Here is a 24,388-nt window from a genome sequence, read left to right as displayed (position 1 = left end):
TTTCAGACGATCAGCGGCGCCTGCGCCTCCACGCCCCACCCAAAACCGGGGCCATATTGTGCGACGCTCACCATGGAACCGGCGTCGAGACCACCCGGAAAGTCTTCGGCCATGTCCTCGGCTGGATAGACGACTGACGTCCCTTCGACCTCGAAGACACGCCGTTCGACCCCTGCATCCAGCACCCGGACGCGGAATCGCCGAGGATCGACCTCGGCCGGTTCAAGATCCCAGACGTCGCCGACGCGCGCACGGGGAAGCCAATCCATCCGTCGCCCGTGCTCGTCCTCGGACAGGCTGAGAATCGGGCTCCACGGCCGCGCATGAAGCCTCATCGGCGTGAAGGATATCTCTGCGAATCCGCCGCCGCCGGGCGCACGCCCGCTGGGCCCGACCCGCGCGATCCGCGCCAGCCCTCGCTCCCCGATCGCCGTGTCGAAGCGCCCGGCCAAGGTATCCAGCAGCACGACCAGCCCACCCGCCGGCGCGCCTGCCGCCATCTCGCACTCCGTCCCCTGCTGCCCTCGCAGGAGTCCGCTCAGCCGCCACACGTCATCACCCAAAAGGGTCGCATGGTGGAACTGCATGATCTCCCAGCCCGCCACAGTCTCGATGGCCGCCAGGTTCGCCCCGCCCAACATAGCCGTCTCGGACACACTGGACGGAGCGGGACCTTCCAGCCGCACCACGACCGTGTTCAGTTCGTCCCAGCGATGGAGAACGCCCGGCGCGAGCGCCTGTGTCAGCCGCCCGACCGTCGCGGGTGATCCGACCACGCCTCGCGCGGTCAAGGTCTCGGCGTCCTCCCCGACGTGCACGGTCATCGGCCGCCAGGGCTCACAGGCCACGACCGCGATCGGACGTTGGTCCTCTTCAGCCCCCGGCAAGGGCGGCAGGTCGAGGATGCGCGCGAACGGCATTCCCGCCGCCTCGACCGCAGGTGACGACCTCCACACCGTGGCCTCGAACTCGACCGCTTCGCCATCGCGTCGGGCCAAGACAGCCGTTGGGGTTTCGTCCAGCGTCACCCGTTCGACCGTCCATGCCCCCGCCTCGCCCTCGACTGCCACAGCGTCGCCGGCCTCCAGCCGGATGGTCTCCAGAGGCCCCAGCGCCACCGTCAGACGATCGTCGCCGTCGCCTTTCAGCAGCCGTCGCGCCAGCGCCTTGGCCAGACCGGGATCGCAGACAGCAGGCAGATCGGCATCCACACTGCCGCCGTCGCCTTCGCCGCGCACCACGGTCGCCCCGGTCTGATAGTCGGCGCCCTCGTCGATGAAACGCACCCGTGCGGCCGCCGGCAAAGCCTCCAGAGAACGCGCCCGCACAAGACCGCCGCCGCTATCAGTCAGGGCCAGCCTGTCTAGCGCCAGCACGTCGCCCCCCGCCTCTTCTCCGATCAGCGAGACGCGACCGCCGCGCTCTCCCGCCGTCATGCCGAGGGCTTGCAACAGCGGTTGCAGCGCATCGCGAGTCCGCATCGGCCGATCGATGACATAGCCCGCGATCGCGCCCTGCGTTCGACCGACCTCGAAGTCATCGACGCCGCCGCGCCTCAGCATCGCCGACAGCAGAGGCCCCGCCTCGCCACTCAGCCGACCGTTCAGCCAGTGTCCCGACGCCCATGCGCCGGCATCCGCCCACACCTCGGCGCGCGCAGGAAACGCCGGATACGGCCGGGCATCCCAGCACCAGGCGTCAGCCCCATCCATCATGGGCCCGCCGTAGACGGCCGAGACAGGGTTGTTTGCAGGCGTTTCGAAATGGCTCAGCACCGCCTCCAGCGCCCGCCGTTGCATCCGGTCGCTCCGGGCACCCGTTGAAAACGGCGGCAGGAAGCTTTCGGATGACTTTGGGTCCTGGAACAGGTTCGGCGCATTGCCGCCCCGGTCGACCGCAGCGCAGCCGAACTCCGTAAGACGGATCGGCTTCATTCCCGGGATCCAGGCTGTGGGCGTCGCGCTGCGTAGCCCGCCCGGCCGGTCGTGGTGAGCGTTAGACCACCAACCGACCAGATCTTTGGATCGGAACACCCAGTGCTCGCCCTGCGCTGCATCGGCAATCGGCGTCCGCACCTGTGCGGCGCGATCCGCGTCGTCTGCGTAATACCAGTCGAAGCCGTCTCCACCCGCCACCTGGCTCGCTAGATAGGCCGGATCGTCCGCGCTCTCGAAAGTCTCCGCGTCCAGCCCGCCGTCACCGTCGCGCCAGTCGCCGAGCGCCGGATACCAGTCGATCCCGACATAGCTGATCGCCTCATCGGCCCACAGCGGGTCCAGATGGAAGATCACATCCCCCGAGCCGTCACCCGGCCGGTGGCCCGAATACTCCGACCAGTCGGCGGCATAGGACAGGCCAACGCTCGGTCCAACGATGACCCGGCAATCCTCCGCCAGCACCCGATAGCCATCGACCGCCGGATATCCGCCCGCCGCATCCCGCGTCCAGGTCAGCCCGCGCATCTCGGATCCGATCAGCACGCCGTCGCAGCCCGTCTCTGCCGCCAGTCCGGCATAGTGCAGCGCCAGTCGCCGCAGTCCCCACTCGCCGCCGAAGATCGCTGCGACATCGGCCGGCGCATCGGCCCCGTCCCGTCCCTTGATCCGCCCACGCCACGGATAGGCCGCCTGTCGCGCGCCGCCGTAAGGGTCCGGCAGATCATTGTCCGCCGCCACGTCCATGAACACGAAGGGATAGAGGGTGACGGCCCACCCCCGAGCCTTCACTGCCGCCACAGCCTGCCGAACCGTCTCGTCCGAAGGGGTGCCCCCATAGGCCGGTGTGCCATCAACTTCGGAAATCAGATGCGCGTCCGCACGCCCCAGACCTGCCACCGACCATTCCAGCGGTTCCGTCGACTTGTCGCGCCGTTCGACGCCGGGCCTCACCCGGCAATGCGAGGCCCTCAGATCGTCGCCGAACCAACCGACGACGAGACTGACCCGCTTCAGGTTCGGACACTGCGCCGCCAGCTGATCGAGCGACGCCGTCAGGTCCGTGCGCCCATCGCCGAGATGGACGTTTTCCGCCGTCGTCCTGGTGAGTCCATCTCGCCGCATCACCGGCTCGGTCGCCAACACGAACTCGCCCGCCCCGGGGATGAGGCACACCCCCTCCAGCTTTTCCTCCAGTCCTTCACCGCCTGGCCGGCGAAACACCTCGAAGCTGAGCTGCGGCGCCCTGTTGCCGAAGGCGTCCAGCGCCAGGTCCTCGAACACGACATAGGCCGTGCCGCGATAGGCGGGAGCCGCCCCCTCAATGGCCTCGATCAGGGGATCCGGCGTCTGATCCGGCGTCCCGCGATAGACTCGCATGGCCACGTCGGTCTGGTCCATCAGTCGGCCGTCTGCCCAGACCCGACCGATCCCGTCGATCGGCCCCTCGCACACCGCCACCGCGAAGCTCAGCGAATAGCTGTAATCGACCGTCCGAGGCCCGCCCTTGCCGCCACCATTTTCATGTCGCCGTTCCAGAAACCGGGCGGCCCAGATCATCTGGCCGGTCACCCGCGCCCGGCCGAAGGCGCATGCCATCGGCGCACCCTCGGCCGTCGATTGAATCCGCAGCGCTTCCAGTCGCGGTCCACGCTGGACCGCAGGCGACAACGCGCCCGTCAGTCCGCGGTCGACAACTCCCCCGAGCGCAGCTCCGACCGCGCGCCCGACCCCGCCGCCGACCAATCCGCCGATCCCGCCAAGAACCACCTGCGCCATTCACGATCCCCTTGTCATTCGGCCCGCCCCGCCGGAAAGGCGAACACGGCTGTCAGCCGTCGCCTCCACCAAGGCCCCATCCAGCTCTCGACCACCGCCCGCCCCCAATAGGCATGGATCATCCGAGGTTCAGGTCCGCCGACCGCGCTCAGGATGGCGCAGTGTTTCACCGGCACGCCCTCGGCCATCCGGAACAGCAGGACGTCGCCCGGTTCCATCGCCTCGACCGGTTTCTCGATCAGCCAACGGCGGGCAGCCGCCAGCAGGGTTTCCGCCCGGCCCACCTCGGCCCAGTCGGGCTGATAGGCCGGCAGTTCCGTCGGCTCCGCCCCCACCGTCTCGCGCCACACCCCGCGCACCAGACCCAGGCAATCCGCACCTTCGCCCTTGAGGCTCGCCTGATGCCGATAGGGGGTGCCGAGCCATCCCCGTGCCGCGTCGACCGCCGCACTCATCGCCGGCTCCCGCCGTCATGCTGCCCGCCCGCCGCCGGGTAGGCGGTCAGGAAATCGTCGCCCGGAATGTCCGGAAAGCCTTGGAAGTTGGCGCCGTTGCCAAAGGTCCCGACACACGTCTCCCAACGCTTGTCGCAGACCCTGCCGGCGGGCGCGACGCCGCACCGGCCGTCGCCCAGAACGGCGTCGCAGGTCCGTCCGTAGGTCCGCCCGACCACCCGGTCCAATGCCGCCAGAGGCCCGTCGATTTCGGCCGTGAACGCCTCGCCCTCGCGCCGTATCCGGCCCAGCGCCCCACGGCCGAGCAGCACCCTCAAGTCCGGACGCCGCCAGTCCACGCGCCATACCGCCACCGTGGCTCGGTCCCACAGACCCGACGCCACCTCCGCCTCGACGATCCGCTCATCATCGAGAACCCCGCCGACCGCCAGGCTCCCCGCCGACAGGCCGACAGCCGCCTCCGCCGCCCCCTGGGACCAACCGCTGGCCGCGTGACAGATCACGCCATCGATGCTCAGACCCCTGTCGTGATCGGTGAACCCAAGCCGCTCGCCGTCCGTCTGCTCCACGATCCAGACATGGCACAGCGTCGCCGCCCCGCTTTCGATGCGGGCGGCCATCTCCTCCGGAATGTCGCGCATCTCAGAGCCGCAACTCGATCAGCGGCACAGCCGCCATCCGACCCGCGCCGAAGCTCTCCAGGGTGACTTCCAGTCGATCCGCGTCGAATCTAACTGGCGTGTCGAACAGGAAGCCTGCTCTAACCACGACGCCCGACGCCGGCGGCGATGACAAGGTCACCACGCCCGTCACGGCATCGGTCGCGAACGCATCGCTCGCCAGCTCGATACCGGCGACCGAGACCCTGACCGATCCATCGACCGGCTTGCTGATCGGGCGAAGGACCTGGTCTAGACCAGGGCCCGGATCGCCATAGGCCTTCGCCAACTGAAACGTCGTTCGCGTTCCGTCTCCGAAGCCCAGCGCCTGATCCTCGGCTGTCGGCGTCCCACCGGGTCCGCACGATGCGAAGTCCGCGAAATCCCGGAACCGAAACCCGTACAGTCGCCCCCGGCGCGCCTCGAAGAAGTCGGTCAGCTCCGCCATGTCCGCCAGCGACCTCAGGTTCGCGCCGATCAGATAGCGCCTGCGTCCCATCGACCAGGGACTGGAGCGGCGTTCGAAGCCGGACGCCAGGGTCACGACATCGGTCCGCCGCTCGACCCCGCCCGTCGATCCGAACGCCAGCCGCGCAGGCAGGCGCACCTCGTGAAAGGCCATTACATTGCTCCTGTTTAACTTGTGGGGCGGGCGTCGCTCGTCCAGTCTCGCGCCCGAAGGCGGCCGGGCCCGGCCGCCGACAGGGGAGCCCGAGGTTCAATGCGCGGTCAGATTCTCAGCTTCGACGACGCCTCGGGCGCAGGCCTAATCTCGGGCGACGACGGCATCCGCTACAGCTTCGCCCGCGAGGCCGTCTCTCCGCCCGCCGCTATCACCGCCGGCCTGCGCGTCGACTTCGTGCCGGTCGCCGGCGAGGCTACGAACATCATGCTTCTGGCCGCCGCGCCTGCTCCAGGCGCGCCTTCGGCCACGCCCGGCGTTCCCATCGACGGCTTCGATTTCAAGACCGTCTTCTTCTCGTTCATGGGCCGGACCCGGCGCTCGCATTTCTGGATCGCCTGGATCTGCCTGCTCGTGGCAGGCTTCGTCGTGAACCTGATCCCCTTCATCGGCACGATCATCGGACTTCTGCTGATCTGGCCGAACACAGCCATCCAGGTCACCCGCCTTCACGACATGGGCAAGTCCGGCTGGCTGGTCCTCATCCCGATCGTCACCACGATCGTCGGCGTGACTTCCATGGTTATGACCGTCGGCGTGTCGGCCCTCCTGAACTGGCAGGCGATCGAGAATGAGGATCCGGAGGTCATCATTGCGACCTTCCTGCCGATGCTCGGGATCGGCATCATCATGGGTCTGGTCGGGCTGATCTTCCTGCTCTGGATCGGCATCAGCGACAGCCAGCGCGGAGACAACCGCTTCGGTCCCAACCCGAAGGGCCTCTGATCCGCTTTTGACTACAGCCGCCGCGCGCCCAGCGCGGCGGCCCTGGCCAGCATCTGGGCGATCTGCGCCTCGGATCTCAGCAGCGCAGGCGCTCCGCCGTCGACGCTGACGTTCACCGTTATCCCACCGGCCCCGCCGCTTTCGATCACGCCCGAGCCGTGGGGCCGAAACACCTCCGGCCCGCGTTCGCCGACCAGATAGGCCCCGCCGCCCAAAACCGGCCCGCCGTCGGCCCTCGCCCCGCCGAAGCCCACCGAGCCTGCAACAGCCTGGGCGATCGCCGCGCCCAGTCCGCCGCCCGATCCGCCCAGGCCGGCGCCGACGGCACCCAGCACCGCGCGCGCCAGCTCGGCCAGGCTGACCTCTCCATCCGCAGCCGCCCGCGCCAGGGACCGCGTCAGACTGGCCCCCGCCCGCTCGAAGGCCTCCTCGATCGACGCAGCCGCTCGCTCAGCCGGCTCCGTTAAGGCCTCCAGCGCCGCTGCCGCTTCCGCCACCCGCGCGGGTACGCTGTCCAGCGCATCGGGACGATCGTCATCGCTCATCGAAACCTCCATCCGGCCAGGCGGCCATCAGTCGCTCAAATTCAGCGCGTCCCATCGGGACCGCACCCGGTGCCGCTTCGGTGAGCATCCGCCACTCCGCCAGCGACAACCGCCAGAACCGCTCAGGTTCGATGCCCAGCGCCACGGCCGTCCGCATCATCGCCGCCCAAGGCGTCGCCTCAGCCACGCGCGGCGCCGAATGCGAGAGCCACCGCCTCTGCAGCCTCGACCGGATCGATCCTCACCCGCTCCAGCTCGACCGCCAGCGCCTCTTCTCCCCCGCCGCGCAGCAACGCCGCCAGCACGGCCATCAGGTCTCGCGCCGACAGCGACCGCATCCGCTCCGCCAGGCCTGCAACCCCCGACACCCCCAGGGCTGTCTCGATCTCCGCCAGCGCCCCGAGCGTCAGACACAACCTCCGCTCCTCCCCCGCCAGCACGGCAACCGCCTCGCCTCTTGCCCGGTTCACGGCCCTCACGTCGCGCTGAACGCGACCGCGCCCCCGCTGGACAGGCTGATCGCGAACGTCGCCTCGCCCTCATGATCGCCTGCGTACTCCAGCGCCGAGATCAGGAACGGCCCTTCCAGCACGCCGAAATCCGGCACGACCAGTCGCCAGGTCTTCAACGCCTGATCGAAGAAGGCCTCCCGGATCAGGGCGTCCGACGCCGCATCTCGGAATATGCCCTGCCCCGATACCGCCGCCGACTTCACCCCCGCCCCGCCCAGCAGCTCTCGCCACCGGCCGGCGCTGTCGGCATCCGTCGCATCCACCGTCCTGGCGTTCAGCGAGATCGTCCGCGCCCGCAATCCCGCGACCGTCGTGAACACGCCGGGCGCACTTTCGATCTTCAGCAGTATGTCTTTCCCGCGCTGTGCGGCCATGTCGGATCTCCCTCAGATGTATTCTGTGACGGCCCGAACGCGCACCACGCCCCAGGTCCGTCTGTGATCGCTGGATCGGAACACGTCGGCGAAGGTCGCGCGGATCGACAAGGCGCGAACCCCATCCGCCTCCAGCGCCGCCTCGTGGACCGCGGCCCGCACCGCCGCGCAGATCGCCTTGGCCTCCTCCGTCCCTTCGAACCGGGACGCGCAGCGCAGCGTCAGCTGATGCTCGACCCCGCATCCGTCCGCCTCGACCGGCCGGCTTTCCGACCGCCCGATCAGCAGATGGGGATAGCCTGCGCCTCGCGGCGCTGCGTCCCAGACCCGCGCCGGATCGCCCAGCAGCGCCTTCAGCGCCGCGTCCGCTCGCAGGTGCGCGATCAGCGCCTTCTGCAGCGCCATTTCATGTCCGCTCATCGCGTCCTCTCGATGTTCAGGGAGACCCGTCCGGGCCGGTCCGGATCGCCGTTCACGGAAGCGATCACCCAATCGCCCCCGCCGAACCGCACCAGCCGCCCCTCGGTCAGCCGGGGATCCAGGCGCGTCTCGGCGACAGCTACATCGACCGCCGAGGTCGGCCCGGCCTCGGTTCGTTCGCGCCGCCGTCGCCCCTCGATCTTCAACCAGACGGACCCCAGCGGCTCGTAGCTGACGGCCCGCCCGCCATAGGGCGTCTCCGCCTCCACGGGATCCAGCAACTCGGCCAACCGCCTCACAGCCTCACCGCCCGATAGGGCGCGATCCAGGCCTCGACCGGCCGGATCGGCATCTCCACCTCGCCCCGCTCATAGGCGCGCAAGGCCAGCATCAGGATGGCCAGCCTCAGCGGTGCCGCCGAGGTCGAGGTCAGACTCAGCCCCGCCTCTCCCTCCACCCTCGCCTGGGCGGCGTCGATCAAGGTCTGGATCAGCTCGTCCTCCGCCTCGTGCTCGACGCGCAGGAACAACTTCGCCTCCGTGAGGCTCACGGGTGCGGTCATGGGAAACCTCTCGATGTCTGGAAATCGAGGGCTTAGGTCTTGGGAATCCGGGCTTGAGGTCCTGCCCCCGCCATCCTCCCTAAGCCCTAAGCCCTACTCACTAAGCCCTCGCGAGCGTCAGCTCGCGGCGAACTTCATCACCTTGATGGCGTCGAAGTTCTGGATCCCGCCACCCACGCGCTTGGTCGTGTAGAACAGCACATAGGGCTTGGCCGAATAGGGGTCCCTCAGCACCCGCACCCCCGCGCGATCGACGATCAGATAGCCGCGCTGGAAGTCGCCGAACGCGATGGCGTGGCTGTTGGCCGCGATGTCCGGCATCGTCTCGATCTCGGTGACCGGATAGCCCAGCAGGCTCGCCGTCTCGCCCGGCCGCGTCGCCGGCGACCAGATGTAGTTGCCGTCCGCATCCTTGAACTTGCGCACCGCCGAGACCGTCTTGCGGTTCATCACGAAGCGCCCGTTCGGCCGGAACTGCGCCTTGGGAGCATAGATCAGGTCGATCAGCCTGTCGGTCGGGCTCGACGCCGCAAAAGCCCCCGCCGCACCCGACGCCACATAACCCAGGTCGCCCCAGGCGTGGCTTGCGTCCGCCACGATCGAATAGCCCAGGAAGCCCTTGGGCTTGTTCACCCCGTCGCCGGTGACGAAGGCCGTCGTCTCCTGCGCCGCGAAGGCGTCCTCGACTTCCGAGGCCAGCCATTCGTCCAGATCGACGAGCGCATCATCCAGCAACGACTGCGTCGCCGCCGGATTGGCGTAGAGATCGGCCGCAGGGAACTCCAACAGGGCCAGAGTCGCTGGATCCGTCTCCGGACGCGCGGCTGTCTCGGCCACCCAGCCCGAGGCGATACCCGCCGTCGACACCGGCTTCCGGAACACGCCCGACGCCACCGTGCGCACCGTGGCGATCTCGCGCATCGGACTGGTCGCCATCAGGCGTCGCTCGATGGCCCGCTCCGTCTCCGGCGGAACGACATAGCCGCCCGAGTTCGACGCCGACGACAGACCCGCCTTCAGCTCAAGACCCAGCTCGCGCCCGGTCCGCACATAGCCCTCGAACGCCGCCTTGGCTTCCGGCGCCGAGGCGACCAAGGCCGGCTCGCCCCCGATCGCCGGCCTGCGCGCTTCTGACATCGCCCGATCCAGACGCGCCTGGGCCTGCCCCACCGCCTGGTCGATCCGCGCCACCTTTTCCTCCAGCAGCGTATCGGCCGAAGCCTTCTTCTCGATCTCGCTCAGCCGGGCGTCATTGGCCCCTTTGAACGCCTCGAACGCCGCCATCATTTCATGCATGGCGGCGCGCGCTTCCGGCGAGGCGGAAGCCTGTTTGGTCTCTCTCATGGTGTCTCCAGTTGAAATGGAGCGGGCTCAAGCCACGCCCCTCCGCCCTCCGGCGCCGCGAGCGGCGACCGGGAAGTTTCTCAAACCCGCGCGAGCCCTTGTCGGCGCGACCCGGTTCCTCACATAGTGACGCCTCACACAACGGAGTTCGTCATGCGCCAGGTTCTGCTCGCCTTCGTCTTCGCCGTGGGCCTGGCCATCCCGGCGCTCGCCCAGTCGCCGACGCCCGCTGCCGCGCCCGCTTCAGCGCCCTATGCCGAGGACGTCGCCTCGGCTGACGCCATCATCACCGCCCTCTACGCCAGCATTTCCGGCGACGCTGGCGTGCCTCGCGACTGGGACCGGTTCCGCAACCTGTTTCATCCCTCGGCTCGTCTCAGCCCGATTGGTGGCCCGGCCGAGGGCCCGGCCACCGTCGTCTTCATGACGCCCGACGAGTATATCGCCCGCGCCGAGCCCTTCCTCCTGCGCGGCTTCCACGAGGTCGAGACAGCCAGCCGGGTCGAGACCTTCGGCCACATGACCCACGTCTTCTCGACCTACGACAGCCGCCATGCCGCCTCGGACCCGACGCCCTTCGCGCGCGGGATCAACTCGATCCAGCTCTTCGGCGACGGAAGTCGCTGGTGGGTCATCAGCATCTACTGGCAGAGCGAGACGCCGACGATTCCGCTGCCGGCGAAGTACCTGCCTGCGTCCTGAACCGCGCCCCCGGCAGCATCGGAAACGTCACCAGCGACACCTCCCAAAGTTCTACACCCGACAGCACCCTCAGCCGTCCGTCCCTGCGCGCCTTCGCCGCACGAAACCCGATCGACAGTCCATCCAGCGCCCCCGCCCGGCTCAACGCCTGGGCGTATCGCGCCTCCGCCGACCAGTCGGCGATCCGCCCACGCACGAACAGCCCCCGCCCGTCCTCGACGATCTCGTCCCAGACCCCGACCACCGCGCGGCTCTCGTGCTGATGCAACATCCGCACCCCGCCCGCCCCTGTCCGCTTCAGGCTGTCGACGAACGCGCCCTTCGCCACCACATCCCCGTTCAGATCCGCCACGCCCCAGAGCGACGCATAGCCCTGGATCTTCAGGCCTGCCTCGAGCACCACGCTCATCGCATTTCCTCCAGCCGGTGCTCAATCCGGGCCACCGCCGCCCGCGTCGCCACGCCCTGCTCTTCCAGCCGCGCCAGCCTTTCTGCGACCAGCCGTTGCTCTCCGACCCGCTCCTCCAGCGTCGCGATCCGCGCCGCCGCCCCACCGGCCCAGACCAGGCCTCCGACCGTCTGGATCACCAGCGCGACGCCCAGCGCCGTCGCCGTCTTCTTCACGTCGTCCATCACGCGCCCACCCCCGCCATCCGCCGACGCTCTTCGTCCGTCAGGAAGCTCGCCGCCGACAGTCGCGCCCACAGCGCATCCCGTTCGGGCTGCAAGGCCGGGACCGCGTCCAGGTCCGCTTCGACCTTCACCCCCTCGAACCGTCCGCCGAGCCACCCTGTCAGCGCCCCCGCCGTCTTCCGCGCCAGTGGGACCACCGTCCCCCGCCAGAAGGCCGCGTTGGCCTCGCGATAGTTGGCGTAGGTCGCGTCGCCCGGGATCCCCAGCAGTTGCGGCGGCACCCCGAACGCCAGGGCGATTTCTCGCGCCGCCGCATGTTTCCCGGCGATGAAGTCCATGTCGGCCGGCGTCATCGACATCGGCTTCCAGTCCAGACCGCCCTCCAGCACCAGCGGACGCCCCGCATTCGCCGCCCCCGCATGCGCCTCGCCCAGTTCGGCCTTCAGCGCGGCGAACTGCGCTTCCGACAACCGCTCTCCATCCTTGGACGCGAACACCAGCGCCCCGCTCGGCCGCGCCGCATTGTCCAGCAACGCCTTGTTCCAGGCGCCGGAGCTGTTGTGCACGTCGATCGCGAATGCGGCGGCCTCCAGCGGTGAGAAGCCGTAGTGATCGTCCGTCGGGTGAAACAGCTTCAGCTGCATCACCGGCATCCAGCCGTCCGTCTCGCGCCCGATCCGCACCGAGCGCCCGCCGACGGCGTACTCATAGGCCTCGGGCCAGCCCGCCTTGCCCGGTATGATCTTCACCCGATCCGGCCTCAGGCTCCACAACTCGCTGGGCGCCGCCTCGCCCACCGCCTCCACGTAGGCATTGCCCGCCGTCTGCAGCGCGCCGTACACCCCCTCCAGCCACTCCGCGCCCGACTGTTCCGGGTTGGGCTTTCTCAGCAGCCGAGCAACGGGGTGCTCGTCGTCGCGAACCCCGTCGGCGAACACGATCAACGGTGCCGAGGCCGCCGCTTCGGCGATCATCCGCACGCAGCGATAGGCCACGGCGTTCTTGCCGAACCCCTCGGTCGCCAGGTTGGCGTAGTCGCGGGGCGTCCACCTCGGCCGCCCCGAGCCGGTCAGGGCGATCATCGGCCCCGTCCGGCTGTCCTTGATCTCAGGCGCACGCGTGCGCCGACCGAACGGCCGGTTCATCCAGTTCATGGCGATCCTTTGTCTGTGACGCCCGACCGTCGCCGCTGCGACGATCAGCTCTGCATTTCGGTCAAGCGATACTGCGGTGAACCGCGACCGCGATCTTCCCATGGCCTTGCGCCGAAGGATGAAGGCTATCGAGCATGTCGCCGGCGGTGTCCGCCGCCGCATAGGATCCAAGCGCCGCCGCAAGATCCAGAGGCGCGACCAGGCCGTTCAAGGTTGCGACGTCTCTCAGATACTGAGCGAACGCGGTACGATTGGCGGCATGGACGGCACCCGTGTCGTTGGGAATGACCAGCATCACATCGCCGCTGATCTTGCCCCTGTCGATCAAGGTCTGGACACCGGCCTTGAAGGCGGCCTCTGTCGTGGGTGTCGCCTGGTTGAAGTCGTTGATCCCGACATTGATGATCGTCAGGTCCGGCGCGATCAGCGAGATGCCGGCGCTCGCCGAGAAGGCGCTCCCCGAGAACTCCGCGACCTTCCAGCCGGAGGTGCCGACGTTCATGACGTCGATCCCGGTCGCGGCATCGAAGGCGTTCAACCCGCAGAAGACCGCCGCTCCGTTGCGGGTGACGGCGATGGGCCAGGCGCCCGCATCCAGCCCCGCCTCGGCGCAGGTCAGGGTCTTCTTCGTCAGCACCGATCCGCCGGCCGTGGTGAAGGAGACGGGCGTCCCTGAACCGATCGTCACCGTTATGGCCTGAGCGCCATATCCGAACAGTTCGACGGTGTCGTAGCTCGCCTGAGGCGTGAAGGTCATGGCGTTGTCGGTCGTCGAGTTTAGCCAGAAGAACCCTCCCAGCGTCTTGGAACTGTTCTTCGACCAGCCCGCGCTCCGCACCATTCGCGGGTCGTATGAGGCCGCCAGATTGTGATCGGAGAACAGGTTTGTCTCCCGTCCGCCGCGTGAGGCCAGCAGGGTCGCCAACCGGCGCGGCCAGGCATCGGCGCGCGTCACGGCCCCGAACCCCGCCGTCGTGCTGTCGCCCAAGCACAGGACCTTGGCCCGTCCCTGCCCGGCCTGGGCGCGGCGCACCGCCGCCGACCACAGGGGCAGACCTGCGACCTCGAACCGACGCCCAGCGACCACCCCGCCCGGCGCCGCATACGGATAACCGAACGACAGCATCAGTCGAACAGCGCGATCAGCGACCCGGCCGTGGTCCCCGTCGCCATGACCCGCGCGCACTGGATGGGTAGATAGCCGACCGGATGCCCGACGAAGGTCACCGCCGCGCCGTCGGGCGCGGCGACCGGCACGACCCTCACGTCGCCGCTGACCCCGACATACAGCGCCTTGGCCAGGTTGGTCAGATCGGCGGCGTCGTTCGGCGTGACCGCATCGGCGCGCCTGGCGGGCGCGGACGGCGACGGTGCGAACGCGGCATAGGCATCCGGGCTGGATGGCATGGTCGTCTCCTTGATTTCAGAGGTTCGGGGCGGCCGCCGGGCGCGCTCACCGCGTCGCCCCCTTTTCCCGCCATGCCCAAACTATAGGGGACCAGCGTCATAGGGCGCGCAAATCGGCTCTTAAAAGCACCGACCTCTGAAATCATGGACGAATTCGGACGATCCTTTGCCAACTCCGGCCGGATCTTTAACAGTCAGGCCGCCTCGCTGGCGCCTGTTCCTGGTCTTGCCTTCAAAGCGCCGGCGATTGCTCCGATCAGTTCTCCGATCTGGATTGGCTTGCCGACGTGACCGTCCATCCCGGCCCGTCCGCAGGCCTCGACCTGCTCGGGCTGAACATTGGCTGTCAGAGCCAGGATCGGCGTGGTCGCCCTCGCCCCCTCCAGCGCCCGGATCGCTCGCGACGCATCCATCCCGTCCATCACCGGCATGTGCACGTCCATCAGGATCAGGTCGTAGTCGGCTGTCGAAGCCGCCTGGACCGCCTCGGCCCCATCGCAAACGGCGTCCAGTTCGACGCCCCATCCCGACAGGATGATCCTGACCAGCTCGCGGTTCGCCGGCGCGTCGTCCGCCAGCAGGATCCGTGTTCCGGGTGCCAGCAATACCGCGTCGTCGGCCTGCGTCTCCAACGCCTCTCCGGCTTCTATCAGCGGGATCTCGAACCAGAAGGTCGAGCCCTCGCCCGGCCGGCTCTCGGCGCCGATCTCCCCGTCCATCAGCTCGATCAGCCTTCGCGAGATTGCCAGCCCCAGACCCGTGCCGCCATAGATCCGCGTCGTCGAGGCATCGGCCTGGGTGAACCGGTCGAACAGGGCGTCGATCTTCTCGGGCGCGATGCCGATGCCGCTATCGCTGACCGCAACGCGCAGTCGCTCGCCGACACGGGACACGTCCATCCGGATTTCTCCCGAAACCGTGAATTTCACGGCGTTGGACAGGAAGTTGAGGGTCACCTGCCGCAACCGGCCTTCGTCTCCCATGATCCCGGCCGGGACGTCGTCGGCGATGGAAACCGTCAAGCCGACGCCCTTGGCCAGGCACTGGGTTTCCACGATCGAGGCCGCCCCCCGCGCCATGGCTGTCGGGTCGAAGGCCACGGGATCCAGCCCGACCGCATCGGCCTCCAGCTTGGAATAGTCCAGGATGTCGTTGATGACGCTCAGCAAGGCCTCGCTCGACGTCGCGATGCGGTCGGCATAGCGCCGTTCCGTCTCAGGCAGGTCGACACTGGACTGCAGCAGTCCGGAAAACCCGATGACGCTCGTCAGTGGCGTGCGCAACTCGTGGGACATGTTCGCCAGAAACTCCGACTTGGCCCTGGCGCCCGCCTCGGCCACGTCCCGTGCGGCGATCAGTTCGTCCTCCAGCCGCTTCGTCTCGGTGATGTCGCGGACCACGTCGTGGAACTGCATGACCTGACCGGCGTCGTCGCGGATCAGCGTCGTGCGCGCCTCCATCCAGCGAACCTCGCCCGAGGCCACGCGCGCCCGATACACCAGACCAGGGTGAACCGTCTCCGGAGCAGAGCGGACCATGTCGCGGAACCGGTCCCTCAGCGCCGGCACATCCTCGTCGATGATCAGATGCGTGACCGGCTGGCCCAGAAGGTCTTCTGGCGCGATGCCTGTCGCCGCCTCCACGCTGGGCGAAATGTAGCGGATCAGCCCATCGACTCCGTAGGTCACGATGACATCGCTGGCCCGGTCCGCCAGCAGGCGATAGCGCGCCTCGCTGGCCTCTATCCGCTCCTGGCTCTGCACGCGCTCGGTCACGTCCTGGAACACGCCGAACAGGGCGACCGTGACACCCGTCTCGTCCCGTTCGGGTCGGCATTGAGAGGTGACGATCCGTTCGTCGCCATCCTCGCGGACGATCCTCAGACGAAACTCGCCCGGCTCGCCCGTCCCGATGGCATTCGCGCACCAATCCGCCACGGCCTGCCTGTCGTCGGGGTGATAGCAGCCGACGGCGTCGTCCAGGCTGGGATCGAACGTCTCTCGGGTCTTGCCGTGGATTCGATAGACCTCGTCGGACCAAGTGACCCGACCACTGGCGACATCCAGCCGCCAGCATCCGATACCTGCCAGGGCCTCGGTCATGACCAGGGTTTCGACCAGTTCGGCCTGGGCCCGCTCGGCGGCTTTGCGGGCCGTGATGTCTCTGACGTGGTCGTGGAACTCGGTCACCTTCAGCCCGGCCGCGTCCCAGACTGCGCGGGGCGAAGCCTCCAACCAGACGATCGTCCCATCCGCCCGATTCGCCCGGTATTCGTAGCGCAGCGGCGGTGCCCCTGGCCCGGCTTTCAGATGGGCTTGCACCAGGGCCTCGACCCGCTCGGTCTCCTCGGCTGGAATGAAGGCACTGCATTTGCGCCCGAGCATCTCTTCCGGTCGATAACCCATGATCGCCTCGATCGAGGGCGACAGATATCTGAACGTGCCATCGGGGCCATAGCGGGCGATGATGTCCGTCGCCGTCTCGCTCAGCACGCGGAACAGGACCTCACTGCGCTCGATCCGGTCCTGCGCGTGGACGCTGTCGGTGATGTCCTGAAAGACGCCGAACAGGGCCAGGACCGCGCCGGTCTCGTCCCGCTCTGCCCTGGCCTGGGCGCGCGTGATCCTGTCCTCTCCATGCCGGGTCAGTCGCAGACGGGTGTCATAGCCTTCGCCTGTCCGGCTGGCCCGTTCGATCAGCCGCCACACCTCGGCCATGTCGTCCGGGTGATATTGGTCGCCCGTGCTGTGGAGGCTCGGATCGACCGATCCAGGCTCCAGGCCATGGATGCGGAACACCTCGTCGGACCAGGACAGCGCGCCCGATGCGAACTCGTAGCGCCAGTGCCCGACCCCGGCCATGGCCTCGGACATTTTCAGCATGGCCGTGTGCTCGGCCTGACGCCGAAGCAGCCTGCCGTGATCGATTTCTTGCCCGGCAAGCTGCGCCAGCAGCTTCAGGCTTTCCATCTGCGCGTCGGTGGGTGCCCTGCGCGCAACCGTGTCCAGAACGCAGACGGCGCCGTCCTGGCGACCGTCAGCCGTGGTGATGACCGCCCCGGCATAGAACCGCACGCCCTCCTGGGTGACGAGGCGGTTCTGCACGAACCGACCGTCCAGCGTGGCGTCCTCGACCACAAGGGTCGTGCCGGGATCGGACCCGACCATGTGCCGACAGAAGGATTCCTCCACCGCCGTCTGGTCGGCCCCGAAGCCCCGATTGGAGCGGAACCACTGGCGCTCGTCATCTAGTGTGGTGATCAGGGCGACCGGCGCATCGAACATCGCCGCCGCCAATTCGGTCAATCGATCAAACGCAGCACTCTTAGGCACGACCGATCTCCATCCAGGAGATCACGGTTAATGTCGCTGTCCAAACAAAGGGTTACCGTGTAACCGGTTTCACCCCGCGCTCCTCCAGCCATTCCACGGCTTCGTACTCGACCGCGTCCTCGGGCTTGGCCAGTTCCATCTCGTTGATCGTCTGTCCCCGGACCGATACGCCGGCAGTATGCACCGTCTCCGGGTCACCGGAGACCAGCGGGTGCCAGTCCGCCAACCCGCGTCCCTCGTGGATCCGTCGGTAGCCACAGGACTTCGGCATCCAACCCAAGGCCTGGATGTTCCACGGCGTCAGCTTGATACAGTCCGGCACATGCTCCTTGCGGTTCGCATAGTCGGTGCAGGCGCACAGCTGTCCGTCGAACAGCTTGCAGTGGACCCGCGTCGGGAACACCTCGCCCGTATCCTCGTCCTCGAACCGGATCAGGCAGCAAAGCCCGCACCCGTCGCACAGGCTCTCCCACTCCTCGCGGGTCATCTGATCCAGGCGTTTGGTCTGCCAGAAGGGGGCGGTCATCGGCGGCTTCTACGCCGCGATCCGGGCGATGTCGCGACCGATCAGTGCCCAGCCGTCTTCGAGAACAGATTGATCACCACCACCCCTCCCACGATCATCGTCAGCCCGAGCAGAGCCGGCGCGTCCAGCTTCTGCTTGAGCACCACCAATCCGATAATCGAGATCAGCACCACCCCCAACCCGCTCCAGACCGCATAGGCGATCCCCACCGGCATCTGCCTCAGCGTGATCGACAGCAGATAGAAGGCCGCGCCGTAGCAGACCGCCATTCCCAGCGTCGGCCACAGCCGGCTGAACTGCTCGCTCTTCTGCAACAGGGTCGTTCCCGCGACCTCGAACCCGATCGCGCCCAGCAAGGCCGCCCAGGTCATTGGGCTCACGACACCGGCTCCATCATCTTGGCGCGAAAGAGTTCGGGCGCGCGGTGGGTCAGGGTGTCCATAAAGGTCACATACGGGCGGGACGGTGACAGTCAATCTGCCGTCCTCCATGGCGGCGGCTCCATCGGTCCTCTATATGCGCCCGCCATGGCTCCCCGCTCCTCCCCCCGCCCCCCTCTCGTCGCTCTCAAGGACGTCCGTCTCCAGGACGGCCAGCGCCCGCTGTTCGACGGCGTCGATCTGGCGATCGAACCACGCACCCGCTCCTGCCTCGTCGGCCGCAACGGGGCCGGAAAGTCGACCCTGATGAAGGTCGTCATGGGCCTGATCGAACCTGACAGCGGCAATCGCTCCATCAACGGCGCGGTCAAGTTCGCCTATGTGCCCCAGGAACCGCTGATCGCCGGCGACACCCTGCTGGACTACGCCACCTCCAACGGCGCCGAGCACTGGACGGCCGAGGCCTGGCTCGAGACCTTCGGCATGGACCCGCACAAGTCCACCAAGGGCCTGTCGGGCGGCGAGATCCGCCGCGCCGCCCTCGCCAAGGCCTTCGCCGAAGAGCCCGACCTGCTGCTGCTGGACGAGCCGACCAACCACATGGACATCATGGCGATCGAGCTTCTCGAGAACGAGATCATCAACGCCAGATGCGCCGCACTGATCGTCTCCCACGATCGTGCCTTCCTGAACCGTGTCACCCAGTCCTGCCACTGGCTTGAGGGCCGCCGCGTCCGCACCCTGAACAAGGGCTTCGACGCCTTCGACGAATGGGCCGCCAAGACGATGGAAGAGGAAGCCATCGCTTTCCAGAAGCTGACCAAGACCATCGAGCGGGAGACCGCGACCTTCTACTCGTCCATCACCGCCCGCCGCAGCCGCAACGAGGGCCGCGCCCGCTCGCTGGACGCCCTGCGCGCCCAACGCGCCGAACAGGCCACGGATCGCCCGCGCGAGATGTACCTGGGCGTCGATTCCGGCAGCACCTCCGGCAAGCGCGTCGCCGACCTCAAGGGCGTCACCAAATCCTTCGGCGACCGCGTGGTGATCAAGCCCTTCACCAGCCGTATCATCCGCGGCGACCGGCTCGCGATCGTCGGGCCGAACGGCGCGGGCAAGACGACCCTGGTCAAGATCATGCTCGGCGAGTTGGAGCCCACCGAGGGCACGGTCAAACTCGGTGCCAGTCTTGAGACGGTCTATCTCGATCAGTCACGCGACGGCCTGCGCTCCGACATGACCCTGTGGGACGCCCTCACGCCCGGCGGCGGCGACAGCATCATCGTGCGCGGCTTTTCCAAGCACGTCGCCGCCTACGCCAAGGACTTCCTCTTCACCGAGGCCCAGCTACGCCAGCCGATCTCGACCCTGTCGGGCGGCGAGCGCAACCGATTGCTGCTGGCCATCGCCTTGGCCAAGCCTGCCAACATGCTGGTCCTCGACGAACCGACCAACGACCTCGACATGGACACGCTCGACAAGCTCGAAGAGCTGCTGGAGCAGTATGACGGCACCTTGATCCTGGTCAGCCACGACCGTGACTTCGTCGATCGCCTGGCCACATCGACCATCGGCATGAACGGGCGCGGCGACATCGTCGAGACCCCTGGCGGCTGGACCGACTTCATCGGCCAGAACCCCGGCTTCCTGCAGCCTAAGGGCGCGACGCCGACCGCATCGAAGCCCGCCGCCGTCGTCGCCCCGCCGCCTCCGCCGCCCGCCGCCAAGGGCAAGCTGTCGTTCAAGGACCAGCACCGGCTGAAGGAGCTCGACGCCCTGATGGCATCGCTGCCCACCGACATCGCCGGCCACCAGAAGCGGCTCGACGACGTCAACTTCTACTCCCGCGACCCCTCCGGCTTCGCCTCGACGATGAAAGCCCTCGAAGCCGCCCAGGAAAAACTCGCCGCCGCAGAAGAGGAATGGCTGGAACTGGAGGCAAAGCGCGAGGCGCTGGCGGGGTGAGCGGCTTTCTGTGGACAACACAAACCACTGATCGGCCAAGGCGAATCTCGTCCGCCCACAGAGGTTAACAGGCTTGTCCACCGAGATCCCGGGCATGCTGCACAGCGGACCGATCTCGGGCGCTTGCCGTCTAGCCGGTTCAGCGCGAACGTCAACAGGCCGAGGGACACGGCGGCGCGGAAACCCAGGGAGACCGGGGATTCAAGCGGGTCGGTCCGGCTCTCTGACCACGGTTCCAAAGGCGCTTTCGGGCGACGGCGGAAACACCGGGCAGGATCAAGGCCCCAGGCTTCCGGTGCTCAGGCGCCGAGGCGGACGGAAACCGGATCGGGATCGATGAACGACGGCGGGGACGCAATCCTCGACGGACCGGCATCGGACAGGAGCCGCCAGGATACAGCTGACCGTCTCCGGGGCTTGCCTCGCGGATGCTGAAGCCAGGGCCCTGAACCTCAACGGCCAAGTCCCAACCCGGACTTGGCGAGGGGACGAGGAGTTTCGGTTCGCCGGGGCTTGTCGTCCCCTCGCTCAATTCCGGAAGGGGCCTACCGCTCGACGCGCGACGTCTCGCTGCGTGAGCCCGGATGGGTCTCCAGCGCCGCTTCCCTTCCCTTGCACCCTCTCCCGCCCTAGTTTGCGGCGATGCACCGCCGCACGACTCAGTCCGTCGTCAGCCGCCGACTCGTCCTGGCGGGCGGGGTCGCCGTCACCGCCATGGGCCTCGCCTCGTGCGGCGACCAGCAGGCCCCCGTCGACGACCAGGGCCGCGTCCGCATCCGCTTCGCCACCGACTGGCGCGCCCAGGCCGAGCACGGCGGTTTCTACCAGGCCCTCGCCTCCGGGGCCTATGAGCGGCGGGGCCTGAACGTCCAGATCATTCAGGGCGGCCCAGGCGTGAACGTGCCGCAACTCCTGGCCTCCGGCGCCGTCGAGCTGGGCATGGGCTCCAACAGCTTCATCCCGATGAATCTCGTCGCCGAAGAGGCGCCGGTCAAAGCCGTCGCCGCCTTCTTCCAGAAGGACCCCCAGGTCCTGATCGCCCACCCCGACCCGGACCTGACCGGCATCGCTGATCTGGCCGGTCGTCCGTTCCTGCTGGCCGACGCCTCGATCACCAGCTTCTGGGTCTGGCTGAAGGCCAAATACGGTTTCACCGACGACCAGGTCAGCAAGTACGACTTCAACCCCGCCGCCTTCCTCGCCGACGAGCGCGCGGTGCAGCAGGGCTATCTGACTTCCGATCCCTATACGATCGAACAGGAAGCCGGCTTCGAACCCCGCGTCTTCCTGCTCGCCGACGAGGGCTACCCTTCCTACGCCACCATGGTCCTCTCGCCGGACGGCTTCGCGCGCGACAATGCGGCGGCCTTGCGCAGCTTCATCGCCGCCTCGGCAGAGGGTTGGCGCGACTACATCCGGGGCGACCCGGCCGCGGCGAACGCCCTGATCCGTAAAGCCAACCCGGAGATGACTCAGGACATCCTGGATCAGGCCCGGACCAAGCTCAGCGAGAACGGCATCGTCGATTCCGGCGACGCCGCCCTCTACGGCCTCGGCGCGATGACCATCGATCGTTGGCAAGCCTTCTTCGAAGTGACCTCGCAAGCCGGCGTCTACCCCGCCGACCTTCGCTGGCGCACCGCCTTCACCGACGAATTCCTGCCCGGCCGTGGCTGACCCGGCCACCCGCTTGGTAAAGCGCCGGCGGCGGCGCCATCGGGTGTGAAAGCTTTACGGCTGTTAGCGCGGGGTTAAGCGGCTCGCTCCTAGGGTGCTCGATACGTTCTGTTCGAACGGGAGCCTCGCCCTTGCCGTACCGCGCCGCCCGCATCTTGCCGCTCGTTTTGGTGATGGCGGGTGCATGCCTTGCGGCGACCGCCGCCGACGCCCAGTCCACGCCCGCCGCCGGCCGCTACCTGACCTGGGCCAACCGTCCGGTCGGCACGACACCCGCCGACATGAACGCCGCCCAGGCACGCGCCCGCAACGCCATGATCCCGCGCCGGGTCGCGCCGTCGCAGTCGCCCTACCAGCCGCAGATGGTCGCTCCGGTCTCCAACGTCGCCGTCTCGCGCGGCCTGACCCCCGCCAGCGTCTGGATCGGCCCGCGCGTGACGCCTGCCTACGCCCCCGGCGCCCCGGACCCCGTCGGAGATCTGACCGCCATGACGGCGCACGTCGAGCACGCGGCGACCCAGCCTCAACCGATCACCCACGCCGCCGCCGACGCGATGGCCCCGCGACGCGACGCCCCCGTCATGGACATGCCCCATCCCCCTCGGGAGCCCAGCGCCCAACTCACGGCGTCCCAGCCACCGCTACAGCAACCCATCGCCGCCGCCGACGCGATGGCCCCTCGCCAGGACGCCCGCATCTTCCAGATTCAGCAAGACCGGCCGCAAGGCATGGCACAGGCTTCCGCCCAGTCCGGGTCCTCGGGCGCGCGCTATTACTCGGTGCATCGCGACGCCGGCCATCGCCCTGATCCGACGCCCCTGCCCGAACCGGTCTACTTCGACAGCGTCACCCTGGACCATGCGGCGGTCCCCGAAGAAGAACTGCCCATCCGCGATCCTCAGGGTCGCCGACGCGTGGTCCCCAACGAAGACCCGAACCTGCCATGAGCGACGCCGCCTTCGCCCCCGTCGAGACCGGCTCGCGTCTGCCCGATCTGATCGTCCTTGCCCAGGAAACATCGAGCGAGAAGCGCCGCGCCCTTCTGCGTGAATTGACCGAGCATTTCTTCGGATCCCCGAACCGCAGCGCGGCCGAAGAAGGTCTCTATGATGCCGTTCTCACCGACCTCACGGCCGAGATGGAGACCGCTGTCCGTGCCGAGCTTTCGGCGCGCTTCGCCCTGTCGGCTGACGCCCCGCGCGGCCTGATCCGGCGTCTCGCCAACGACGAGGTCTCGGTCGCCGACGCGGTTCTGCGCGCGTCCACCGTCCTGACCGACGACGATCTCCTGGGCGTCGTCCGCTCCAAGGGCCAGGGCCATCTACGCGCCGTTTCGGAACGCGTGACCGTATCCGAGGCCGTGTCCGACGTCATCGTCGAGCGCGGCGACGACGAGACCCTGGGAACCCTGCTGCGGAACGACGGCGCCCGCCTGTCGCGCGCCGCCAGCGAGACGGCCGTCGAGCGCGCCAGGGTCAACCCGGCGCTCCACGAAGTGACCGTCCAGCGTCAGGGCCTGCCTGCCGACCTGCTGAACGACATGTATTTCGTCGTCGAAGCCCGACTGCGTCAGCAGATCCTCGAACAGAACGCCGCCATGGACCCGGCCCTGCTGGAAAGCGCGCTGGCCGCGGGTCGCGCCCGGGTCGCCACCGAGGACGGCGCCCTGCCCGCCGACTATTCGGAATGCCTCGCCTATGTCGGCGAGTTGAAGGCCGCCAACCAGTTGACCCCGAGCATGCTGGCCCGCTTCCTGCGCTCCGGCTCGAGGACCTCGTTCCTGATCGCCCTCGCCCAACTGGCCGATGTGGACTTCCACACCGCCAGCCAGATCGTGGAGAAGAAGGAACTCGACGCCCTCGCCGTCATCTGCAAGGCCGCCGATCTCGACCGATCCCTGTTCCTGACCTTCGCCGTCGTCATCATCGGCGGCGAGGACAATGCGATGGGCAAGGCCGGCAGCTACGCCAAGCTCTACGCCGAACTGCAACGCGACGCCGCGCTCAGGACCCTGCGCTTCTGGCGCATGCGTCGCGGCAACGCCGCCGCAGCCTGATACCAGAACGCCCGCCTCCGTGCGGAAGCGGGCGTCTGATCGTCGAAAGTCCGAAGACTACTTCTTGGCGCGCGCGACGCGGGCCGGCTTACGTCCGCCCTGGCCCAGGCCCATCTGCTTGGCCAGGTCCGAACGGGCCTTGGCGTAGTTCGGGGCGACCATCGGGTAGTCCTTGGGCAGGTTCCACTTGGCGCGGTATTCTTCCGGGCTCATGTCGTACTTGGTGCGCAGGTGGCGCTTCAGCGACTTGAACTTGCGGCCGTCTTCCAGGCAGATCAGGAAGTCCGGGCTGATCGACTTCCGGATCGGCACGGCCGGTTCCTTGACCTCGGGCTCGACCTCGACCACGCCGGTCGAGACCTGCGACAGGGCAGCATGGATGTTGGCGATCAGCGACGGCAGGTCGTTGGCCGAGACGCTGTTGTTGCCGACATAGGCCGAAACGATGTCTGCGGTCATCTCGAGAAGTTCCGAGCGTTCGTCCAGTCTTGCAGCGTCCATGATCTTGTCCTTGCCTGTTCTTGTCGCACAACGGCGATTATGATTTCGGCAAATACGGATGTT

The 24,388-nt window shown here is 68.0% G+C and carries 27 protein-coding genes; 6 read left to right on the top strand and 21 right to left on the bottom strand.

Features of this window, described 5'->3' with window-relative positions; genetic code table 11:
• Positions 1-2 precede the first annotated feature (2 nt).
• Genes ACW171_RS15755 through ACW171_RS15740 form a run of 4 tightly spaced genes read right to left on the bottom strand, consistent with a single transcriptional unit; the run spans position 3 to position 5,449 of the window.
• Complete coding sequence (locus ACW171_RS15755) at positions 3-3,713, bottom strand: baseplate multidomain protein megatron (RefSeq protein ID WP_492094631.1); 3,711 nt, start codon at positions 3,711-3,713, stop codon at positions 3-5.
• A 14-nt stretch (positions 3,714-3,727) separates the two neighbouring features.
• On the bottom strand, positions 3,728-4,168 hold the full coding sequence (locus tag ACW171_RS15750; RefSeq protein WP_492094629.1) for an NlpC/P60 family protein: 441 nt from the start codon (positions 4,166-4,168) through the stop codon (positions 3,728-3,730).
• A complete protein-coding gene (locus ACW171_RS15745; RefSeq protein ID WP_492094628.1) occupies positions 4,165-4,809 on the bottom strand; it encodes a phage/gene transfer agent baseplate hub protein in 645 nt (214 codons plus the stop codon). Before ACW171_RS15745 ends, ACW171_RS15750 begins: the two co-directional genes overlap by 4 nt.
• Position 4,810: 1 nt before the next feature.
• Complete coding sequence (locus tag ACW171_RS15740) at positions 4,811-5,449, bottom strand: phage distal tail protein, Rcc01695 family (protein ID WP_492094626.1); 639 nt, start codon at positions 5,447-5,449, stop codon at positions 4,811-4,813.
• Positions 5,450-5,548: 99 nt separating this feature from the next.
• Here ACW171_RS15740 and ACW171_RS15735 point away from each other — a divergent pair, with 99 nt between their 5' ends.
• On the top strand, positions 5,549-6,235 hold the full coding sequence (locus tag ACW171_RS15735; RefSeq protein ID WP_492094624.1) for a DUF805 domain-containing protein: 687 nt from the start codon (positions 5,549-5,551) through the stop codon (positions 6,233-6,235).
• A gap of 11 nt (positions 6,236-6,246) precedes the next feature.
• On the opposite strand, the gene ACW171_RS15730 is transcribed toward ACW171_RS15735, so the two are convergent.
• The 8 genes from ACW171_RS15730 to ACW171_RS15695 all read right to left on the bottom strand — a co-directional run bounded on the left by ACW171_RS15730 (position 6,247) and on the right by ACW171_RS15695 (position 9,992).
• Positions 6,247-6,780, bottom strand: coding sequence for a phage tail tape measure protein (locus ACW171_RS15730; protein WP_492094622.1), 534 nt, complete (start codon positions 6,778-6,780; stop codon positions 6,247-6,249).
• Positions 6,770-6,940 (bottom strand): phage tail assembly chaperone, encoded by a 171-nt coding sequence (locus tag ACW171_RS15725; RefSeq protein ID WP_492096653.1) that lies wholly within the window; start codon positions 6,938-6,940, stop codon positions 6,770-6,772. Before ACW171_RS15725 ends, ACW171_RS15730 begins: the two co-directional genes overlap by 11 nt.
• Positions 6,941-6,959: 19 nt before the next feature.
• Positions 6,960-7,250, bottom strand: coding sequence for a GTA-gp10 family protein (locus ACW171_RS15720; protein WP_492094620.1), 291 nt, complete (start codon positions 7,248-7,250; stop codon positions 6,960-6,962).
• Positions 7,251-7,255: 5 nt separating this feature from the next.
• Entirely contained in the window at positions 7,256-7,666 is a 411-nt protein-coding gene (locus tag ACW171_RS15715) for a phage major tail protein, TP901-1 family (RefSeq protein ID WP_492094618.1), read from the bottom strand.
• 12 nt (positions 7,667-7,678) lie between these two features.
• Positions 7,679-8,086 (bottom strand): DUF3168 domain-containing protein, encoded by a 408-nt coding sequence (locus ACW171_RS15710; protein WP_492094616.1) that lies wholly within the window; start codon positions 8,084-8,086, stop codon positions 7,679-7,681.
• Positions 8,083-8,385, bottom strand: coding sequence for a phage head completion protein (locus tag ACW171_RS15705; protein ID WP_492094614.1), 303 nt, complete (start codon positions 8,383-8,385; stop codon positions 8,083-8,085). Before ACW171_RS15705 ends, ACW171_RS15710 begins: the two co-directional genes overlap by 4 nt.
• Complete coding sequence (locus ACW171_RS15700; RefSeq protein ID WP_492094612.1) at positions 8,382-8,648, bottom strand: head-tail connector protein; 267 nt, start codon at positions 8,646-8,648, stop codon at positions 8,382-8,384. The genes ACW171_RS15705 and ACW171_RS15700 overlap by 4 nt, the downstream gene beginning before the upstream one ends.
• 117 nt (positions 8,649-8,765) lie before the next feature.
• Positions 8,766-9,992, bottom strand: a complete 1,227-nt coding sequence (locus ACW171_RS15695; protein ID WP_492094610.1) for a phage major capsid protein — start codon at positions 9,990-9,992, stop codon at positions 8,766-8,768.
• 153 nt (positions 9,993-10,145) lie between these two features.
• On the opposite strand from ACW171_RS15695, the gene ACW171_RS15690 reads away from it, so the two are divergent.
• Complete coding sequence (locus ACW171_RS15690) at positions 10,146-10,694, top strand: hypothetical protein (protein WP_492094608.1); 549 nt, start codon at positions 10,146-10,148, stop codon at positions 10,692-10,694.
• Here the strand turns inward: ACW171_RS15690 and ACW171_RS15685 are convergent.
• From ACW171_RS15685 to ACW171_RS15650, 8 genes are all read right to left on the bottom strand, one after another.
• Entirely contained in the window at positions 10,627-11,103 is a 477-nt protein-coding gene (locus ACW171_RS15685) for an HK97 family phage prohead protease (RefSeq protein ID WP_492094606.1), read from the bottom strand. The genes ACW171_RS15690 and ACW171_RS15685 overlap by 68 nt on opposite strands.
• On the bottom strand, positions 11,100-11,327 hold the full coding sequence (locus ACW171_RS15680; protein ID WP_492094604.1) for a hypothetical protein: 228 nt from the start codon (positions 11,325-11,327) through the stop codon (positions 11,100-11,102). Before ACW171_RS15680 ends, ACW171_RS15685 begins: the two co-directional genes overlap by 4 nt.
• Entirely contained in the window at positions 11,327-12,481 is a 1,155-nt protein-coding gene (locus tag ACW171_RS15675) for a phage portal protein (RefSeq protein ID WP_492094602.1), read from the bottom strand. The genes ACW171_RS15680 and ACW171_RS15675 overlap by 1 nt, the downstream gene beginning before the upstream one ends.
• Before the next feature lie 61 nt (positions 12,482-12,542).
• Positions 12,543-13,607 carry an SGNH/GDSL hydrolase family protein gene (locus tag ACW171_RS15670; RefSeq protein WP_492094600.1) on the bottom strand — a complete coding sequence of 355 codons (1,065 nt, stop codon included), beginning with the start codon at positions 13,605-13,607 and terminating at the stop codon, positions 12,543-12,545.
• Complete coding sequence (locus ACW171_RS15665) at positions 13,607-13,888, bottom strand: spike base protein, RCAP_Rcc01079 family (RefSeq protein ID WP_492094598.1); 282 nt, start codon at positions 13,886-13,888, stop codon at positions 13,607-13,609. The genes ACW171_RS15670 and ACW171_RS15665 overlap by 1 nt, the downstream gene beginning before the upstream one ends.
• 194 nt (positions 13,889-14,082) lie before the next feature.
• Positions 14,083-17,220 (bottom strand): PAS domain S-box protein, encoded by a 3,138-nt coding sequence (locus tag ACW171_RS15660; RefSeq protein ID WP_492094596.1) that lies wholly within the window; start codon positions 17,218-17,220, stop codon positions 14,083-14,085.
• Positions 17,221-17,272: 52 nt separating this feature from the next.
• Entirely contained in the window at positions 17,273-17,746 is a 474-nt protein-coding gene (locus ACW171_RS15655; protein ID WP_492094594.1) for a YcgN family cysteine cluster protein, read from the bottom strand.
• Positions 17,747-17,787: 41 nt separating this feature from the next.
• Complete coding sequence (locus ACW171_RS15650; RefSeq protein WP_492096652.1) at positions 17,788-18,117, bottom strand: DMT family transporter; 330 nt, start codon at positions 18,115-18,117, stop codon at positions 17,788-17,790.
• Between the two features lie 156 nt (positions 18,118-18,273).
• Between ACW171_RS15650 and ACW171_RS15645 the strand changes: the two genes are divergently transcribed.
• The 4 genes from ACW171_RS15645 to ACW171_RS15630 all read left to right on the top strand — a co-directional run bounded on the left by ACW171_RS15645 (position 18,274) and on the right by ACW171_RS15630 (position 23,824).
• Positions 18,274-20,091 (top strand): ABC-F family ATP-binding cassette domain-containing protein, encoded by a 1,818-nt coding sequence (locus tag ACW171_RS15645; protein ID WP_492094592.1) that lies wholly within the window; start codon positions 18,274-18,276, stop codon positions 20,089-20,091.
• Positions 20,092-20,733: 642 nt separating this feature from the next.
• Complete coding sequence (locus tag ACW171_RS15640) at positions 20,734-21,768, top strand: ABC transporter substrate-binding protein (RefSeq protein WP_492094590.1); 1,035 nt, start codon at positions 20,734-20,736, stop codon at positions 21,766-21,768.
• A 131-nt stretch (positions 21,769-21,899) separates the two neighbouring features.
• Positions 21,900-22,715 carry a hypothetical protein gene (locus ACW171_RS15635; protein WP_492094588.1) on the top strand — a complete coding sequence of 272 codons (816 nt, stop codon included), beginning with the start codon at positions 21,900-21,902 and terminating at the stop codon, positions 22,713-22,715.
• On the top strand, positions 22,712-23,824 hold the full coding sequence (locus tag ACW171_RS15630; RefSeq protein WP_492094586.1) for a DUF2336 domain-containing protein: 1,113 nt from the start codon (positions 22,712-22,714) through the stop codon (positions 23,822-23,824). Before ACW171_RS15635 ends, ACW171_RS15630 begins: the two co-directional genes overlap by 4 nt.
• 57 nt (positions 23,825-23,881) lie before the next feature.
• Here ACW171_RS15630 and ACW171_RS15625 read toward each other — a convergent pair whose 3' ends face one another.
• Positions 23,882-24,325 (bottom strand): Ros/MucR family transcriptional regulator, encoded by a 444-nt coding sequence (locus tag ACW171_RS15625; protein ID WP_492094584.1) that lies wholly within the window; start codon positions 24,323-24,325, stop codon positions 23,882-23,884.
• Positions 24,326-24,388 lie beyond the last annotated feature (63 nt).

It is taken from the genome of Brevundimonas sp. FV1ye28 (assembly GCF_058681135.1).
The sequence above is the reverse complement of the archived record's forward strand: the minus strand, read 5'-3'. Positions and strand labels throughout refer to the sequence as shown.

Coding starts and splice junctions, on each gene's coding strand:
- ACW171_RS15735 (WP_492094624.1), top strand. CDS start 5,549: ATGCGCGGTCAGATTCTCAGCTTCGACGACGCCTCGGGCGCAGGCCTA.
- ACW171_RS15745 (WP_492094628.1), bottom strand. CDS start 4,809: ATGCGCGACATTCCGGAGGAGATGGCCGCCCGCATCGAAAGCGGGGCG.
- ACW171_RS15690 (WP_492094608.1), top strand. CDS start 10,146: ATGCGCCAGGTTCTGCTCGCCTTCGTCTTCGCCGTGGGCCTGGCCATC.
- ACW171_RS15655 (WP_492094594.1), bottom strand. CDS start 17,746: ATGACCGCCCCCTTCTGGCAGACCAAACGCCTGGATCAGATGACCCGC.
- ACW171_RS15730 (WP_492094622.1), bottom strand. CDS start 6,780: ATGAGCGATGACGATCGTCCCGATGCGCTGGACAGCGTACCCGCGCGG.
- ACW171_RS15755 (WP_492094631.1), bottom strand. CDS start 3,713: ATGGCGCAGGTGGTTCTTGGCGGGATCGGCGGATTGGTCGGCGGCGGG.
- ACW171_RS15750 (WP_492094629.1), bottom strand. CDS start 4,168: ATGAGTGCGGCGGTCGACGCGGCACGGGGATGGCTCGGCACCCCCTAT.
- ACW171_RS15725 (WP_492096653.1), bottom strand. CDS start 6,940: ATGATGCGGACGGCCGTGGCGCTGGGCATCGAACCTGAGCGGTTCTGG.
- ACW171_RS15740 (WP_492094626.1), bottom strand. CDS start 5,449: ATGGCCTTTCACGAGGTGCGCCTGCCTGCGCGGCTGGCGTTCGGATCG.
- ACW171_RS15710 (WP_492094616.1), bottom strand. CDS start 8,086: ATGAGCGGACATGAAATGGCGCTGCAGAAGGCGCTGATCGCGCACCTG.
- ACW171_RS15700 (WP_492094612.1), bottom strand. CDS start 8,648: ATGACCGCACCCGTGAGCCTCACGGAGGCGAAGTTGTTCCTGCGCGTC.
- ACW171_RS15645 (WP_492094592.1), top strand. CDS start 18,274: ATGGCTCCCCGCTCCTCCCCCCGCCCCCCTCTCGTCGCTCTCAAGGAC.
- ACW171_RS15640 (WP_492094590.1), top strand. CDS start 20,734: ATGCACCGCCGCACGACTCAGTCCGTCGTCAGCCGCCGACTCGTCCTG.
- ACW171_RS15625 (WP_492094584.1), bottom strand. CDS start 24,325: ATGGACGCTGCAAGACTGGACGAACGCTCGGAACTTCTCGAGATGACC.
- ACW171_RS15715 (WP_492094618.1), bottom strand. CDS start 7,666: ATGGCCGCACAGCGCGGGAAAGACATACTGCTGAAGATCGAAAGTGCG.
- ACW171_RS15695 (WP_492094610.1), bottom strand. CDS start 9,992: ATGAGAGAGACCAAACAGGCTTCCGCCTCGCCGGAAGCGCGCGCCGCC.
- ACW171_RS15665 (WP_492094598.1), bottom strand. CDS start 13,888: ATGCCATCCAGCCCGGATGCCTATGCCGCGTTCGCACCGTCGCCGTCC.
- ACW171_RS15675 (WP_492094602.1), bottom strand. CDS start 12,481: ATGAACTGGATGAACCGGCCGTTCGGTCGGCGCACGCGTGCGCCTGAG.
- ACW171_RS15685 (WP_492094606.1), bottom strand. CDS start 11,103: ATGAGCGTGGTGCTCGAGGCAGGCCTGAAGATCCAGGGCTATGCGTCG.
- ACW171_RS15680 (WP_492094604.1), bottom strand. CDS start 11,327: ATGGACGACGTGAAGAAGACGGCGACGGCGCTGGGCGTCGCGCTGGTG.
- ACW171_RS15630 (WP_492094586.1), top strand. CDS start 22,712: ATGAGCGACGCCGCCTTCGCCCCCGTCGAGACCGGCTCGCGTCTGCCC.
- ACW171_RS15670 (WP_492094600.1), bottom strand. CDS start 13,607: ATGCTGTCGTTCGGTTATCCGTATGCGGCGCCGGGCGGGGTGGTCGCT.
- ACW171_RS15650 (WP_492096652.1), bottom strand. CDS start 18,117: ATGACCTGGGCGGCCTTGCTGGGCGCGATCGGGTTCGAGGTCGCGGGA.